We start from the raw sequence: 14792 nt of genomic DNA, 5'->3' as shown, positions 1-14792 counted from the left end.
TGCTGTCGACGGGGCGGTCTTGGGACAAGTGACCGCCTGCAGCCCCGCTCATCCCGCAGGAGCATCGTGGCAACTGGCCGAACTCACCGACCGGCGACCCGCAGCCGAGGTATTCCCGAGGCCACTGTCGCCCGGCTTCCGCTGTACTTGCGTGCCCTCACCGCGCTCTCCGAGCGATCGGTGCCCACGGTGTCCTCCGAGGAGCTCGCAGCCGCCGCCGGAGTCAACTCCGCGAAGCTGCGCAAGGACTTCTCGTACCTCGGTTCCTACGGGACCCGCGGCGTCGGCTACGACGTCGAATACCTCGTCTACCAGATCTCCCGCGAGCTCGGCCTGACGCAGGACTGGCCGGTCGTCATCGTCGGCATCGGTAACCTCGGCGCCGCGCTCGCCAACTACGGCGGCTTCTCCGCGCGCGGCTTCCGTGTCGCGGCCCTCATCGACGCGGACCCGGCGATGGCCGGCAAGCCGGTCGCGGGCATGTCCGTGCAGCACACCGATGATCTGGAGAAGATCATCTCGGAGAACGGCGTCTCGATCGGGGTCATCGCGACGCCCGCCGGCGCCGCCCAGCAGGTCAGCGAGCGGCTGATCGCGGCCGGGGTCACCTCCATCCTGAACTTCGCGCCGACCGTGCTGTCCGTGCCCGACGGCGTGGACGTGCGCAAGGTCGACCTCTCCATCGAGCTCCAGATCCTGGCGTTCCACGAGCAGCGCAAGGCCGGCGAGGAAGCGGCCGCCGCTGCCGCCGGCGGCTCTTCCGTGGGCGGCGCCGCCCCCGCCGCGGCCGTCGTGCCGCCGGCCGGCCGCGCGGCCGCCGAGGCGCGCAAGGGCAACCCCGAGGGCGACCACCCGGCGGTGATGCCGGCATGAGTCTGCTCGTCGTAGGGCTGAGCCACCGCAGCGCACCCGTGAGCGTCCTGGAACGGGCCTCGCTGTCCGCGGACGCCAAGATCAAGCTGCTGCACGACACCCTCGCCGCGGAACCCGCGACCGAGGCCGCGGTGCTCGCCACGTGCAACCGGATCGAGCTGTACGCGGACGTGGACAAGTTCCACGCGGGTGTGGCCGAGCTGTCCACGCTGCTGGCCCAGCACAGCGGAGTGGCTCTGGAAGAGCTCACCCCGTACCTGTACGTGCACTACGAGGACCGGGCGGTGCACCACCTGTTCTCGGTGGCGTGCGGGCTGGACTCGATGGTCGTGGGCGAGGGACAGATCCTCGGCCAGATCAAGGACGCGCTGGCGCTGGGGCAGGAGCTGCACACCGCCGGCCGGCTGATCAACGACCTGTTCCAGCAGGCGCTGCGGGTCGGCAAGCGGGCGCACTCGGAGACCGGGATCGACCGCGCGGGCCAGTCGCTGGTGACCTTCGGGCTGGAGCAGCTGGCCGTGCGCGTGCCGGTGGCGGACTGGGCCGCGGGGAAGCGGGCGCTGGTGATCGGCGCCGGGTCGATGTCCTCGCTGGCCGCGGCGACGCTGGCGCGGGTCGGCGTCGCGGAGATCGTGGTGGCGAACCGGACCGCCGATCGGGCGGAGCGGCTGGCCGAAATTCTGGTTGCCTCAGGCACGGGTGTGGCGGCTTCGGCCATCGCGATGGCCGGTGTCGCCGATGAGCTGACACGAGTCGACGTGGTGGTGTCCTGCACGGGTGCCACCGGGCTGGTGCTGACCGCCGATGACGTGCTGGCCGCCGTGTCCCGGGGCGCCGCCGATGGGCTCGCGCCGGCGGAGCAGGAAGAGGCCGGGGCTGCGCCCCAGGCCTCCCAGGGGCTCCGCCCCCGGACCCCCGCGCCTCAATCGCCGGCGGGGCTGGAATCGGCGGGGCCGGATGTGTCCGCCGGGGTGGACGCGGCCGTCATCGCGCGGCTCGTCGACGCTGCCCGGGACGGCGGTCGCCTGGCCGACGCCGGGGCCGTGCGGACCATGGCCGCCGCCGTCGAGGCCGACGGCTGCCCTGTGGGGCCCGACGGGCGGGCCGCGCTGACCGGGGTCGACGCCAACTCCCTCGAACTGCACGGGACCTGGGCCGACCAGGGCGAGGCCGCCGCGCAGCGGCAGCCGCGCCGGAGCACCCGTACGCAGACCGACGCGACGGCCGTCCGGCTCGCGCTGCTCGACCTGGCCATGCCCCGGGACATCGATGCCGCCGTGCACCGGATCCCCGGCGTGCGGCTCGTCGACATCGAAAGCCTGGCCGAGGCCTCCGCCGACGCCCCCATGGCGGCCGACGTCGACGCCGTACGCGGCATCGTCGCGGAGGAAGTGGCCGCCTTCGGGGCCGCACAGCGGGCCGCGCACATCACGCCCACCGTCGTCGCCCTGCGGGCCATGGCGGCCGAGGTCGTGGCCATGGAAGTGGCGCGGCTCGACGGGCGGGTGCCCGACCTCGACGAACGGCAGCGGGCCGAGGTCACCCAGACCGTGCGCCGCGTCGTCGACAAGCTCCTCCACGCGCCGACCGTGCGCGTAAAGCAGCTCGCCAGCGAGCCCGGCGGCGCCGGGTACGCGGAGGCACTGCGCGAACTCTTCGACCTCGACCCTCAGACGGTTGCTTCCGTCAGCCGGGCGGACGCGGCCGATCCGATGAACGACGACGACCCAGGACGGGCATCATGAACACACGTCCCGACCAGCCGCTGCGGCTCGGTACGCGGCGGAGCAAGCTGGCCATGTCCCAGTCGGGGCACGTCGCCGACGCGGTACGGGCGATCACCGGCCGGCCCGTCGAGCTCGTGGAGATCACGACCTACGGCGACGTCTCGCGCGAGCACCTCGCGCAGATCGGCGGGACGGGAGTGTTCGTCACCGCGCTGCGCGACGCGCTGCTGCGGGGCGAGGTCGACTTCGCCGTGCACTCGCTGAAGGACCTGCCGACCGCGCAGCCCGACGACCTCGTGATCGCGGCCATGCCGCGCCGCGAGGACGCGCGGGACGCGCTCGTCGCGCGGGACGGCCTGACCTTCGAGCAGCTGCCCGACGGTGCCCGCATCGGCACCGGGTCGCCGCGGCGCACGGCCCAGCTCAACCACCTGGCGCTGTCGCTCGGCAAGCGGATCGAGACGGTGCCCATCCGCGGCAACGTCGACACCCGGATCGGCTTCGTCCGCGACGGCGAGCTCGACGCCGTCGTGCTCGCGGCCGCCGGCCTCAACCGGATCGGTCGCGGTGACGAGGCGACCGACCTGCTCTCCGTCGACAACGTCCTGCCGGCCCCCGGCCAGGGCGCCCTCGCCGTGGAGTGCCTCGCGTCCGATACGGACCTCATCGCCGCGCTCGGCGAACTCGACGACCCGTTCACCCGGGCCGCCGTGACCGCCGAGCGTTCTCTGCTCGCCGCCCTGGAGGCCGGCTGCAGCGCGCCCGTGGGCGCGTTCGCCGATCTGCTGGCCGACGGCCAGATTGTCAATGAAATGCGCCTGCGCGGCGTCGTCGGAACCCTCGACGGCTCGACGCTGGTGCAGCTGTCCACCACCGGTCCCGTGCCCCAGTCGTACGACGAGGCCATGGCTCTCGGCCGCGAACTCGCGGACGAGATGCTGGCCAAGGGCGCGGCCGGTCTGATGGGGGAGCGATCGCTTTGAACCCCTCAATTCCGACCACCTCCGCTTTTCCGGCCGTCGCCGCCCACGGACGCGTCACCTTCCTCGGTGCCGGCCCGGGCGACCCGGGTCTGCTGACGCTGCGCGCCGTCGAGGCGCTCGCCGCCGCGGACGTACTGATCGCGGAGCCCGAGGTGCTCGAGGTCGTACGGACGCATGCGCGCGCGGGTGTCGACACGCCGCAGCTGACGATTGCTGACGAAGTGTCAGCAGCCGCCGGGGTCCCGGTGATCCGGGACGCGGCCAATCTTGTCATGGAGGCCGCACGCTCCGGCAGGCGGGTCGTACGTGCCGTCACGGGCGACCCCGGGCTCGACGGCAACGCGGCCGAGGAGATGCTCGTCTGCGCCACCGCCGGCATCCCCTTCGAGGTGGTGCCCGGTGTCGCGACCGCGGTGGGCGTGCCCGCGTACGCCGGTGTCCCGCTGCGCGACAAGCAGGGCGCGGACGTCCGGTTCGTCGACGCGAAGACCGCCTCGGCGCGCTGCTGGAGCGAGGTCGGCGCGAGCGACGGCATCCTCGTCGTCTCCGCGACGCTGGAGAGCGTCTCGGCGGCCGCCGCCGAGCTGGTGAGCGCCGGGCGCAAGCCCGACACCCCGCTGACGGTGACCGTCGCCGGCACCACCACGCGCCAGCGCACCTGGTCCGCGACGCTGGGCACGATCGCCCAGGTGTTCAAGCAGGGCAAGGTGCTCCCCTCGCCCGAGGGCGCCCGCCCCGTCATAGCCGTGGTCGGTGAGCACAGCGCCGCCGCGCGGCGCGAGGACCTGGCCTGGTTCGAGTCGAAGCCGCTGTTCGGCTGGCGGGTGCTCGTACCGCGCACCAAGGAGCAGGCCGCCTCGCTCTCCGACCAGCTGCGTTCGTACGGCGCGGTACCGCACGAGGTGCCGACCATCGCCGTGGAGCCGCCGCGCACCCCGCAGCAGATGGAGCGCGCGGTGAAGGGCCTGGTGACGGGCCGGTACGAGTGGATCGCTTTCACGAGCGTGAACGCCGTGAAGGCGGTGCGGGAGAAGTTCGAGGAGTACGGGCTCGACGCCCGTGCCTTCGCGGGCATCAAGGTCGCCGCCGTGGGCGAGCAGACCGCGGCCTCGCTCGTGGAGTTCGGCGTGAAGCCGGACCTGGTGCCGAGCGGCGAGCAGTCCGCGGCCGGACTGCTGGAGGACTGGCCGCCGTACGACCCGGTCTTCGACCCGATCGACCGCGTGTTCCTGCCGCGGGCCGACATCGCGACCGAGACGCTGGTCGCCGGGCTGATCGAGCTCGGGTGGGAGGTCGACGACGTCACGGCCTACCGGACCGTGCGCGCGTCGCCGCCGCCGGCGGACACGCGCGAGGCGATCAAGGGCGGCGGTTTCGACGCCGTGCTCTTCACGTCGTCGTCGACGGTGCGGAATCTGGTGGGCATCGCAGGGAAGCCGCACAACGTGACCGTCATCGCCTGTATCGGGCCGGCGACGGCCAAGACGGCGGAGGAGCACGGGCTGCGCGTGGACGTGCTGTCCCCGGAGCCGTCGGTGTCGAAGCTGGCGGAGGCGCTGGCCGAGTACGGTGCGGCGCGGCGCGAGGCGGCCAAGGAGGCCGGCGAGACGGTGTTCCGGCCGAGCGAGCGCCGGCCGGGGGCGCGGCGTCGTCGTACCACCTAGGGGTGGGCTGAGCGGGAACGAGTACGAGTACGGGGGCGGGGTTCGGCGCTGGTGCGTCGGGCTCCGCCCTTGTTTGTGCCGGGGGCGGTCGGTGCGGGTGGGGCCGGGCGTGCCGCTGGTCTTGTCGGCGGGGTTGCGGGGGCCGGCGGATCGGTGCGGGTGGGGCCGGGCGCGCGCCGGGGCGTCTCCTCGGGCGCCGAACGTGGCGGGGGGTCGGCGGGCCGGGGCACATGGCGTTCGACGCCCTGCGGGGATCACCCCGGCACACACCCGGCCCCGCCGAAGGCGCCCTGGCATACACCTGGCCGCGCCGAGGGCGGTCCGGCGCGTGCCTGGCCCTGCCGAGGGCGCCCTGGCGCAGACGCGGCCGTGCCGGAAGCGCCCTGGCATACACCTGGCCCTGCTGAGGGCGGTCCGGCCTACGCCTGGCCCTGCCGAGGGCGGCTCGGCGTGTACCTGGCCCTGCCGGAGGCGCCCGGCACACACCCGGCCCCGCCGGAAGCGCCCTGGGGGTCGGGGGCGGGCTCTCGGCCCCTACGCTTGTTCCGACTGTTCTCGATGCTCGAAGAGGCGACTGAAAAATGAGCACGTACGGATCCTTCCCCGGCTCGCGGCCCCGCCGGCTGCGCACCACCCCGGCGATGCGGCGGATGGTCGCGGAGAACCGGCTGCACCCCTCGGACCTGATCCTCCCCGCGTTCGTACGGGAGGGCATCAGTGAGCCCCTGGCGATCTCGGCGATGCCGGGCGTCGTGCAGCACACCCGGGACACGCTGCGGAAGGCCGCCGTGGAGGCGGTCGAGGCGGGGGTCTCGGGGATCATGCTGTTCGGCGTTCCGGCCGACGAGAACAAGGACGCGCTGGGCACGGCGGGCACCGAGCCGGACGGGATCCTGCAGGTCGCGATCCGTGATGTGAAGGCCGAGGTCGGGGACGATCTGGTGATCATGTCTGATCTGTGTCTCGACGAGTACACCGATCACGGGCACTGCGGGGTCCTCGACGAGCACGGGCGTGTGGACAACGACGCGACGCTGGAGCGGTACGCCGAGATGGCGCAGGTCCAGGCCGATGCGGGTGTGCACGTGGTGGGCCCGAGCGGGATGATGGACGGCCAGGTCGGGGTCATCCGCGACGCGCTGGACGAGACCGGGCACGAGGACGTGTCCATCCTGGCGTACACGGCGAAGTACTCGTCGGCCTTCTACGGGCCCTTCCGCGAGGCCGTCGCCTCCTCGCTCCAGGGCGACCGCAAGACCTACCAGCAGGACCCGGCGAACGCGCGGGAGTCCCTGCGGGAGCTCGCCCTCGACTTGGAGGAGGGCGCCGACATGGTGATGGTCAAGCCGGCCGGGCCCTACCTCGACATCCTGTACCGGGTCGCGCAGGAGGTCGACGTCCCGGTGGCGGCGTACCAGATCAGCGGCGAGTTCGCGATGATCGAGGCGGCGGCGGAGAAGGGCTGGATCGAGCGGGACCGGGCCATCCTGGAGACCCTGCTGGGCATCAAGCGGGCGGGCGCCGACACGATCCTCACCTACTGGGCGACCGAGGTCGCCGGCTGGCTGCGCGAGACCCGCTGAGGTCCACCCTTACGGCCAGTCGACGAGGCCGTTGAAGACGAGGAAGTCGAGGACGGCGGCGGCCGGAGCGGCCACCGCGAACCACACCCTGGCGGCGGCGTGGCGCCGCTGCCAGGGCAGCGCCCACGCGGCGAGCAGCAGGACCAGGACCCGCCACCAGGCCGGACCCGAATACGCAACCGGCCCGGGGAAGCGGGCACATGAGTGCGGGTCCTCAGGTGGGGGTGGCGCCTCGACCCAAGGGCGGGGGCGCCGGGTTCACGGGTGGCTGCGCTGCGTTGCGGGCTTGCCCACCCAGTGCGACGGTGGTCCGGGGGCGATGCCGACGGCCTTGAGGCGACGGCACTGCAGGCCGAACGCACGGCCGATCCGCGCCCCACCTTCTTCGGCATCTGCCAGTCGGTGGATCGGCGCGTCCACGAACCGGGGGAAGCGCAGAGAAAGCGGGAAACCCAATGACGAACGACCCCATGAACAGGCGCGCCTTCGACGGGCAGCCTGAACGGCCCGACGGCGTCGGCACGGGCCAAAGGACGGAGTACACCGGCCGGTACGTGGTCGTATTCGATCCGAGGGAGCAGGAGAGCGGACTGAACGCACTGAGTTCCGCCGCCGACATCGCGCCCGTGGAACGGGTCCGCGGAGCCGCGGCCGCGCACGTCTCCGGGCTCCTGGAGAATCCCGACGTCTCGGTGCTCTTCGAGGACCTCGCTGTGGCTGTCGTCGAGGTACGGCCCGAGAACCGCTTCGCGTTGGTGACCACGGCCGAGGCGCAGGACTCGATCCTGGCGGCCGAGCCGGAGCGCTGGGTCTACGCCTCGCCGATCACCGCCCCGCAGCAGGCGCCGACCGCCTTCTTCCCGGCCTACCGGAGCGACGCGGACGTCGTCGCCCGGCATTCCCTGGCCGAAACCGCCTTGGCTCAGGGGCCGGCGCTGGACGAGACGCGCGCGACCTGGGGCCTCCAGGTGATCAGGGCCAACGTCTCCGGCCTGACCGGACGCGGAGTGAAGATCGCCGTCCTCGACACCGGCGTGGACACGAACCACCCGGACCTGGTCGGTCGTATCGAGGACACGGCCTCCTTCATCTTCGGCCAGACGGTCGAGGACGGCCAGGGCCACGGCACGCACTGCATCGGCACCGCTGCCGGTCCGGCCAACCCCCAGCAGGGGCCCCGCTACGGGGTGGCGTGCGACGCGCGCATCCTCGTCGGCAAGGTGCTCGCCAACGACGGCTTTGGCCCGGACGGCGGAATCCTGGCGGGCATCGCCTGGGCGATCGACCGCGGGGCAAAGGTGATCTCCCTGTCGCTCGGCTCCCGCGTCCAGCCGGGTGAGCTCTTCCCGCAGACGTACGAGCTCCTGGCCCAACGTGCACTCGACAAGGGGGCGGTGATCGTCGCGGCGGCGGGCAACAACAGCCGGCGGCCCGGGATCGTGTCGCCCGTCGGGCGACCCGCCAACTGCCCCTCCATTCTTGCCGTGGCCTCGGTGGACAAGGCCATGGGGATGGCGCACTCCTCCTGCGGAGGCATCAACGGCCAGGGCGGCGAGATCAACATCGCGGGTCCCGGCGTGGCCATTCACTCGGCTGCCCCCGGCGGCGGTCACGCGACGAAGTCGGGCACCAGCATGGCCACCCCGCACGTCGCGGGTGTCCTCGCCCTGCTCGCCGAGGCGAACCCCATGGCCTCCGCGGCCGATCTCAAGGCCGCTCTGCTGTCCAGTGCGCTCCCGCTGCCGCACCCCGTCCGGGACGTTGGTGCGGGTCTGGTCCAGGCTCCGTGAGCGAGTCCTCCGAGCCGGTCGGGGTCATCCTGGCGGTCGACCTCGGCCGGTTCGCGGAAGTGGTCGAGGCCCTGAGACGTGCCGGGCTGACGGTCACGAGCGAGCAGCCGACCGTCGGCACGCTCTCCGGCACCGTCGCGGAGGACCGGATCGCGGCGCTGGCGGCGGTCGACGGCGTCCTGGCCGTCGACCGGGAGTACATCAACAGGATCTCCCCGCCGTAGCCCCCGTTCGCGCTCCATCGGCAGTGGGCGCACTCTGGAGGGAAGGGTGACCCCCTGGAGGTGATGCACCATGGCCACGCTCGTCGGGTGGCATGTGGAGCTCGAATTCACCGAGGAGGGCCACCGCACCAGTGCGGCGGCCCTGGTCAGACTCGGGGACGGCTCCGAGATCAAGGCGCGGGGCTATGCCCTGCGTCACCCCTCCGACCCGGAGCAGCTGAGGGTCGGGGAAGAGATCGCGGGTGCTCGCGCGCTCATGGATCTCGCGTCGCAGATGCTGCAGAAGGCCCACGCCGAGATCGACGAGGCGACGGGCCGGCACTCCTATCCGCTCAACAGTTGAGCGGATACGCACCGTCGGCGTGCCGAGGGGCTTCTCCTGGTGAGGAGCCCCTCAGCGGGTCCTGCTGCGGAACAGGACCGCCGACAGGGTCACGGCCACGGCCGTGATGCCGGCGCACCAGGTCAGGGCCACCCAGGGCGCGTCGCCCGCGGGCTGTGCCAGGAGCAGCGCGCGCAGGGATTCGATCACGGGGGTCAGCGGCTGGTGGTCGGCGAAGCCGTGCAGCCAGCCCGGCATGGTGTCGATGGGGACGAAGGCGCTGGACGGGTACGGCAGGAACATCATCAGGAAGGTGAAGCCGCCCGCCGCCTCAGGGGACTTGGCGAGCAGGCCGAGTGCGGCGGCCAGCCACGAGATCGCCGTGATGTACGTCAGCAGCAGGCCTGCCGCGGCGAGGAAGGCGGCCGGTCCGGCCTGGGGCCGGAAGCCGATCGCGAGGGCCACGAGGAGGACCAGGGTGGTGGAGATCAGGTTGCGCAGCACCGAGGCCGCGACGTGCCCGGCGAGGATCGGGATGCCGCCGATGTCGAGGGAGCGGAAGCGGTCGATGACGCCGTTCGTCATGTCCTCGGCGACGCTGACGGCGGTGGAGGCCGCGCCGAAGCCCGCGCAGAGCAGCATGGCGCCGGGCACCACGTACGTCACGTACGCCGTCCCGGTGTCGATGGCCCCGCCGAAGAAGTAGACGAAGATCAGCATCAGCATGACGGGCAGCATCAGGGCGGCGATCAGCGCGTCGGGCCGGCGGCTGCTGATGCGCAGGCTGCGGCTGGCCAGGGTGAGGGCGCTCACGGGTACGGCGGTCATCGGTCGGCTCCCGTCAGGGTGAGGAACACGTCGTCGAGGGTGGCGCTGCGGACGGCGAAGCGGTCCACGGCGGTGCGGTCCGGGTCGAGTTCGTCGAGCAGGGCGCGGACGTGGGCGGCGCTCCCGTCGGTGGGCAGGCCGAGGGTGAGCGCGTCGGGGTCGAGGTGGACGGCGCGCGGGGCGAGGGCCTCGTAGGCGGCGCCGGTGGTGAGGGTCAGGTCCAGGCGGTGTCCGGCGACGCGGGCCTTGAGTTCGGCCGGGGTGCCCTCGGCGGCGATGCGGCCGCCGGAGAGGACGGCGACGCGGTCGGCGAGCCGGTCGGCCTCCTCCAGGTACTGGGTGGTGAGCAGGACGGTGGTGCCGTCTGCGCGCAGTTCCCGTACGAGGTCCCACAGGTCCTGGCGGCTGCGCGGGTCGAGGCCGTTGGTCGGCTCGTCCAGGAAGACCACCTCGGGGCGGGAGACGAGGCTCGCGGCGAGGTCGAGGCGTCGGCGCATGCCGCCGGAGTACGTCTTCGCGGTGCGGCCGGCGGCCTCGGTGAGGCCGAAGCGGGCGAGGAGTTCGCCGGCGCGGGTGCGGGCGGCGCGCGGGGAGAGCCCGGCGAGGCGGCCCATCATGCAGAGGGTCTCGGTGCCGGTCAGGAGCTCGTCGAGGGCGGCGAACTGGCCGGTGAGGGAGATGAGTTCGCGGACCCGGCCGCGTGCGGTGGCGGTGTCGTGGCCGGCGACGCGGGCGGTGCCGGCGTCGGCGGCGGTGAGGGTGGCGAGGATCCGGACCGTGGTGGTCTTGCCGGCGCCGTTGGGGCCGAGGAGGGCGAGGACGCTGCCGCGCGGGACGGCGAGGTCGATGCCGTCGAGGACGCGGAGGTCACCGTAGGACTTGGTGAGGCCGGTGGCGTGGATGCCGAGGCCGCCGGAGGCGTGCGTGGTCATGAGGGATGGTGCTCCCTTCCCAGCTTCTTGCTTCTGCGTATGCCTTACGCTCTTCTGTGTAAGTAATACACAGAACTAGGATGGGGGTCAATCGAGGAGTGGGCGGTCATGGCGGACGAGGACAGCGGGACCGGGCTCCCGGCCAGCCTGGAAATGGCCTGGGGCTTGCGCGAACGCCCCGGCAAGGGGCCGCGTCCCACGCTCACGCTGCCGAGGATCGTGGAGGCGGCGGTGGCGCTGGCCGCTGCCGAGGGGGTGGACGCCGTCTCCATGGGACGGGTGGCCAAGGAGCTGGGCGTCTCGACGATGTCCCTCTACCGCTACGTCGCCGCGAAGGAGGAGCTCTACGTCCTCATGGCGGATGCGGGGGTCGGCACCCCGCCGCCGCTGCCGCCCGAGGCGCAGGGGTGGGGCTGGCGCGAACTGCTCACGGACTGGGCGTACGCGCAGCGGGCCGTCCTGATGGCCAACTCCTGGATCCTGCGCATCCCGATCACCGCCGCGCCCGTCTCCCCGAACCAGCTGGCCTGGATGGACCGGGGCCTGGCGTCGATGGCCCGCACGGGCCTGAAGGAGAGCGAGAAGCTCTCGACGATCATCCTGATCGGGGGCCTGGTGCGGAACGAGGCCACGATGGCCGCCGACATGATGGACGCCATCGTGAAGTCCGGGGTCGCCCCGGAGCAGGCGCTCGGCCAGTACGTCCGCACGCTGCGGCTCATGACCGGACCGGACAGCCACCCCGCGGTGACGGGGCTGCTGGACTCGGACGCGTTCTCCGGCTCCGGCGAGCCGGACTTCCAGTTCCGCTTCGGCCTGGACCGCATCCTGGACGGGCTGGCCCCGCTGGCGGCGGCTTCGGTGAGGTCAGACGGGCGGCAGTAGGTCACTCTCGCTGACGGTGTACGTCAGCGGAGGGTAGACGAAGTCCGTTTCAGCGTTCTCGCGGCGCCGTAGTCGGTAGAACTCGCGCCGCTGCTCTTCGTCGGCCGAGGTGAGGCGCGCGCCCTGCGGGAGGTACGCATGTCCGTCGCGAAACCGGACGAAGGTCTTCGACGTCCGAAACGTCACGCCCAGCCATTGGTTGTCCGCTGTCGGGACGGGCGTGTCCAGCACGATCTTGTGCTTGAACCGCCGATTCGAGTCGACCGAGAACGCGACAACGCTGTTGTGGGTGAGAGGGATCTCGAACGTGTCGACACCGGACCCCTTTGCTTCGAACATCAGCTTCCGCGGTGGACCCGCTTCGGGGTGCCGGTAGCAGGAGAAAACGGCGATGAAGGAATCTTCGGCCAGATCCAGGGCCTGGTCGGAATGGCTGCCCATGGTCCTGTAAGCATTCGTATAGCTCTCGATGAGAGCGTTGTTGAAGCCGACCGGGATCGCCGTAAGTTCTTGAACCTGTTGCGCCAGCCGTTCGTGCACCGCGCGGAAACGCTGGGCCGGGCCGCTGTATTGAGTGGTGGTGCGTACGAGAGCCACACCCTCCGCCTCGTCGATCCTGGTGAGCACGGCACCTTGCCGGCCCTTTCCCGCGTCTTCCAGACGAGCCGACGTGGACAGCTCCGCGAAGAGATCCTGCGCGGCCGGCAACGAGTGCGAGATGATCTCATCCGAGATCCTAGACGCGGGGGGCAACATAGTCTCCCGTGTTCATGCTGAAGAGGAATGCGTCGCCGTAGTCGATGAAGGACGAGGTCCTGTTCTCCTCGGCGTACAGCCTGCGCAGCTCGTCCATGCCCTCTGGCGTGGGCGCCCCCAGCTTCACCGGATCCCCGGCCGTTTTGAGGAACGTGTGGCCGTCCTTGTGAACGGCTTCGGCGCTCGAACAGCGCACCACGTACCCAAGGCGGGTCGGGAGCATCTCGGCGCCCAACGTCGAGGGCCGGATTTCGTGCGTGTACAGGCGGTTGGTGGACAGCGGCATGAAGAAAACGGAGCCGGGGTAGAGAGTCAGCGCGAACTGCGGGGGGAGCGCGACCCCGTCGCGTTCCTCGATCGGCTCCTTGAGGCGGAAGTGGAGTGTGGTCAGCCCGCTGGCACGCTTCACACCGTAGTCGAAGGCGTCTTCGGCCAGGGGCTGCAGCTTTTCGAGCCCGTCATAGAACGTACAGAAGGCCATGACGCCATTGACGGGCATGTCCTTGGTCTTGTCGGCGTGGGCCGATATCTTGGCCTTGGACTGCTTGCGCTCCGCCGTGGCAAGGGTGTTGTGGTAGATCTGCGCGAGGACATGATTCAGCGGTGCCTGGTTCCGGAATACGGTGGCGGCCTCGCGATTCAAAGCCTCGACGATGCGGGTATCGGTCGTGCGGAAGCCCTCGGTCGGCCCCGAGAGATTCGTGGAGCACCGGAGCAGACGGAAATGCAGTTCGTCGCCGTTTTGCTTGACGGGCGTCAGATAGATTCCGCTGCGATGGGCCGTTCCGGGCTTGGTGGACTCCGTCAGGGACTGGAAGGCGTGCTCCGCACGGATCCGTCCGAAGTGATCGGCGTCGAGGTCGAAGAAGCGGCGGTAGTACACGCCGGCGCCGTGTACCCGGATGGGAACCCGGCCGACATCGACGAGGTTCCAAGGCGTGTCCACGTCCTCGCCGTAACCGTGCGACAGCTCCCGGATGACGAACACCCGGTCCGCGGCCTTCAGTTGGCGGCCGCTGATCCCGGATACGTCGCCGCACACGTAGACGGTCTTCCGCGCGAGGTCGGTCCCATCGGAAGCGAGTTCCTCCGGTGTGATCGTGGACCCGAAGAAGTCCCTGATCAGGTCGTTGTCCTGCAACCTCGAAGGCGCGACGAGTACGTTGCTCGCATCATCGATGCAGGCTTCCGTCATCGGGCCAGCCAGCCGGTCAGCGCCGCCCAGCTCGCCGGCGCGAGGTCCAGGACGGGGCCGTCCTGGACCTTCGAGTCCCGGACGTGCACCTGGCTCGCGGAGGCGGCCACCTCGACGCAGGCGTCGCCTTCGTCGCTGCTGTAGCTGGACTTGAACCACTGCCGCGAGGTGCTCATAGCTCTCCTGCCAGACTGTCCAAAAAGGCCGTGGTCTCTTCGGGGTTGAGGGCCTGAGTCCGCAGCATTGCATACCTCTGAGTCAGGATGCTGATGTCATCGGGGTTGGTGATGAGCTGGCTGCCCCGCTGGCCTTCGAAGTACCCAAGATGTACGTGCTCAGGCGTTTCCAGCATGGCGAACGAGCCCGAGAGGCCGGCATGTGACGTTCGGCCGAAGGGCAGCACCTGGAGTGTGACATGCGGGAATGCCATGCAGCTCAGCAGGTGGCGCACCTGCTCGATGTAGACGGCATCGCCACCGATCCGGTCCCGGAGGGCTGTTTCTGAGACCACGAAGCAGAGGTTCGGCGGGCGCTTGCGGCGCAGGATCTCAGCCCGGGCCAGCCGTCGGGATGTGTGTGCCTCGATCTCCTCCTGGACGAAAGCCGGGACGCGGCAACGGAACAGGGCCCGCATGTAGTTCTCGGTCTGGAGCAACCCCGGTAGCACCTGACACTCGTACCAGGACAGTGCGACAGCATGCTTCTCCAGGTCCATGTAGTCCTCGGACCATGCAGGCGTGCGATCTCGTTCGGGCATCCCGTGAGCAGCGACGGACAGCAACCCAGGGAGACCGAGGTGCTGGTCCATCAGCTCTGCGACGTTAGGCATAAGAGTTCGCCGGCCCTGCTCGATGGAGGCGATGGTCTCCTCGTCCAGGCGGACCAGCTCTCCGAGCTGCTTCTGGGTCAGGTTCTTGGCGATGCGGGCGGTGGCCACCTGCGTGCCGACCATCTTCATGGTCGTTGCGTTCGGCCGTACTCGTTTCCTCGGTGGCATGACAGCGAACTCCCCGCCTGTACACGTGGGCTA

The 14792-nt window shown here is 70.9% G+C and carries 15 protein-coding genes; 9 read left to right on the top strand and 6 right to left on the bottom strand.

Annotated elements, in window-relative coordinates; all coding sequences use genetic code 11:
• The first annotated feature begins 66 nt into the window (after nucleotides 1-66).
• The 8 genes from RIU97_RS17615 (at nucleotide 67) to RIU97_RS17580 (ending at nucleotide 9187) form a co-directional block, all read left to right on the top strand.
• Nucleotides 67-873: a redox-sensing transcriptional repressor Rex gene (locus tag RIU97_RS17615; protein WP_404957845.1), complete on the top strand. Its 807-nt coding sequence runs from the start codon at nucleotides 67-69 to the stop codon at nucleotides 871-873.
• Complete coding sequence (locus RIU97_RS17610) at nucleotides 870-2618, top strand: glutamyl-tRNA reductase (protein WP_404957843.1); 1749 nt, start codon at nucleotides 870-872, stop codon at nucleotides 2616-2618. The genes RIU97_RS17615 and RIU97_RS17610 overlap by 4 nt, the downstream gene beginning before the upstream one ends.
• Nucleotides 2615-3583 (top strand): hydroxymethylbilane synthase, encoded by a 969-nt coding sequence (hemC, locus tag RIU97_RS17605; protein WP_404957841.1) that lies wholly within the window; start codon nucleotides 2615-2617, stop codon nucleotides 3581-3583. The genes RIU97_RS17610 and hemC overlap by 4 nt, the downstream gene beginning before the upstream one ends.
• Nucleotides 3580-5247 (top strand): uroporphyrinogen-III synthase, encoded by a 1668-nt coding sequence (locus tag RIU97_RS17600; protein WP_404957839.1) that lies wholly within the window; start codon nucleotides 3580-3582, stop codon nucleotides 5245-5247. The genes hemC and RIU97_RS17600 overlap by 4 nt, the downstream gene beginning before the upstream one ends.
• 581 nt (nucleotides 5248-5828) lie before the next feature.
• Entirely contained in the window at nucleotides 5829-6830 is a 1002-nt protein-coding gene (hemB, locus tag RIU97_RS17595) for a porphobilinogen synthase (protein ID WP_404957837.1), read from the top strand.
• Nucleotides 6831-7285: 455 nt separating this feature from the next.
• Nucleotides 7286-8620, top strand: coding sequence for a S8 family peptidase (locus RIU97_RS17590; RefSeq protein ID WP_404957835.1), 1335 nt, complete (start codon nucleotides 7286-7288; stop codon nucleotides 8618-8620).
• Nucleotides 8617-8844, top strand: coding sequence for a hypothetical protein (locus RIU97_RS17585; RefSeq protein ID WP_404957833.1), 228 nt, complete (start codon nucleotides 8617-8619; stop codon nucleotides 8842-8844). The genes RIU97_RS17590 and RIU97_RS17585 overlap by 4 nt, the downstream gene beginning before the upstream one ends.
• 70 nt (nucleotides 8845-8914) lie before the next feature.
• Nucleotides 8915-9187, top strand: coding sequence for a DUF1876 domain-containing protein (locus RIU97_RS17580; RefSeq protein WP_030722627.1), 273 nt, complete (start codon nucleotides 8915-8917; stop codon nucleotides 9185-9187).
• 51 nt (nucleotides 9188-9238) lie between these two features.
• Here RIU97_RS17580 and RIU97_RS17575 read toward each other — a convergent pair whose 3' ends face one another.
• Nucleotides 9239-9994 carry an ABC transporter permease gene (locus RIU97_RS17575; protein ID WP_404957830.1) on the bottom strand — a complete coding sequence of 252 codons (756 nt, stop codon included), beginning with the start codon at nucleotides 9992-9994 and terminating at the stop codon, nucleotides 9239-9241.
• Nucleotides 9991-10926: an ATP-binding cassette domain-containing protein gene (locus RIU97_RS17570; RefSeq protein ID WP_404957828.1), complete on the bottom strand. Its 936-nt coding sequence runs from the start codon at nucleotides 10924-10926 to the stop codon at nucleotides 9991-9993. Before RIU97_RS17570 ends, RIU97_RS17575 begins: the two co-directional genes overlap by 4 nt.
• Nucleotides 10927-11034: 108 nt before the next feature.
• Here RIU97_RS17570 and RIU97_RS17565 point away from each other — a divergent pair, with 108 nt between their 5' ends.
• Complete coding sequence (locus RIU97_RS17565; protein ID WP_404957825.1) at nucleotides 11035-11811, top strand: TetR/AcrR family transcriptional regulator; 777 nt, start codon at nucleotides 11035-11037, stop codon at nucleotides 11809-11811.
• Here RIU97_RS17565 and RIU97_RS17560 read toward each other — a convergent pair.
• The 4 genes from RIU97_RS17560 to RIU97_RS17545 are packed head-to-tail and all read right to left on the bottom strand — an operon-like array spanning nucleotide 11794 to nucleotide 14720.
• Entirely contained in the window at nucleotides 11794-12564 is a 771-nt protein-coding gene (locus RIU97_RS17560) for an alpha-ketoglutarate-dependent dioxygenase AlkB (RefSeq protein ID WP_404962871.1), read from the bottom strand. The genes RIU97_RS17565 and RIU97_RS17560 overlap by 18 nt on opposite strands.
• Nucleotides 12548-13762 carry a hypothetical protein gene (locus RIU97_RS17555; protein ID WP_404957823.1) on the bottom strand — a complete coding sequence of 405 codons (1215 nt, stop codon included), beginning with the start codon at nucleotides 13760-13762 and terminating at the stop codon, nucleotides 12548-12550. The genes RIU97_RS17560 and RIU97_RS17555 overlap by 17 nt, the downstream gene beginning before the upstream one ends.
• Entirely contained in the window at nucleotides 13759-13938 is a 180-nt protein-coding gene (locus tag RIU97_RS17550; RefSeq protein ID WP_404957821.1) for a DUF397 domain-containing protein, read from the bottom strand. Before RIU97_RS17550 ends, RIU97_RS17555 begins: the two co-directional genes overlap by 4 nt.
• Nucleotides 13935-14720, bottom strand: a complete 786-nt coding sequence (locus RIU97_RS17545; protein WP_404957819.1) for a Scr1 family TA system antitoxin-like transcriptional regulator — start codon at nucleotides 14718-14720, stop codon at nucleotides 13935-13937. The genes RIU97_RS17550 and RIU97_RS17545 overlap by 4 nt, the downstream gene beginning before the upstream one ends.
• Between the last annotated feature and the right edge of the window lie 72 nt (nucleotides 14721-14792).

The organism is Streptomyces sp. 147326, assembly GCF_045000215.1.
Lineage (GTDB): Bacteria > Actinomycetota > Actinomycetes > Streptomycetales > Streptomycetaceae > Streptomyces.
Note: the sequence above shows the minus strand (reverse complement) of the source record. Positions and strands in the feature narration are given on the sequence as shown.

Bases quoted from the DNA above. Each gene is read 5' to 3' on its own strand.
- RIU97_RS17565 (WP_404957825.1), top strand. From the start codon at position 11,035: ATGGCGGACGAGGACAGCGGGACCGGGCTCCCGGCCAGCCTGGAAATG.
- hemC (WP_404957841.1), top strand. From the start codon at position 2,615: ATGAACACACGTCCCGACCAGCCGCTGCGGCTCGGTACGCGGCGGAGC.
- RIU97_RS17575 (WP_404957830.1), bottom strand. From the start codon at position 9,994: ATGACCGCCGTACCCGTGAGCGCCCTCACCCTGGCCAGCCGCAGCCTG.
- RIU97_RS17550 (WP_404957821.1), bottom strand. From the start codon at position 13,938: ATGAGCACCTCGCGGCAGTGGTTCAAGTCCAGCTACAGCAGCGACGAA.
- RIU97_RS17570 (WP_404957828.1), bottom strand. From the start codon at position 10,926: ATGACCACGCACGCCTCCGGCGGCCTCGGCATCCACGCCACCGGCCTC.
- RIU97_RS17580 (WP_030722627.1), top strand. From the start codon at position 8,915: ATGGCCACGCTCGTCGGGTGGCATGTGGAGCTCGAATTCACCGAGGAG.
- RIU97_RS17545 (WP_404957819.1), bottom strand. From the start codon at position 14,720: ATGAAGATGGTCGGCACGCAGGTGGCCACCGCCCGCATCGCCAAGAAC.
- RIU97_RS17590 (WP_404957835.1), top strand. From the start codon at position 7,286: ATGACGAACGACCCCATGAACAGGCGCGCCTTCGACGGGCAGCCTGAA.
- RIU97_RS17610 (WP_404957843.1), top strand. From the start codon at position 870: ATGAGTCTGCTCGTCGTAGGGCTGAGCCACCGCAGCGCACCCGTGAGC.
- hemB (WP_404957837.1), top strand. From the start codon at position 5,829: ATGAGCACGTACGGATCCTTCCCCGGCTCGCGGCCCCGCCGGCTGCGC.
- RIU97_RS17555 (WP_404957823.1), bottom strand. From the start codon at position 13,762: ATGACGGAAGCCTGCATCGATGATGCGAGCAACGTACTCGTCGCGCCT.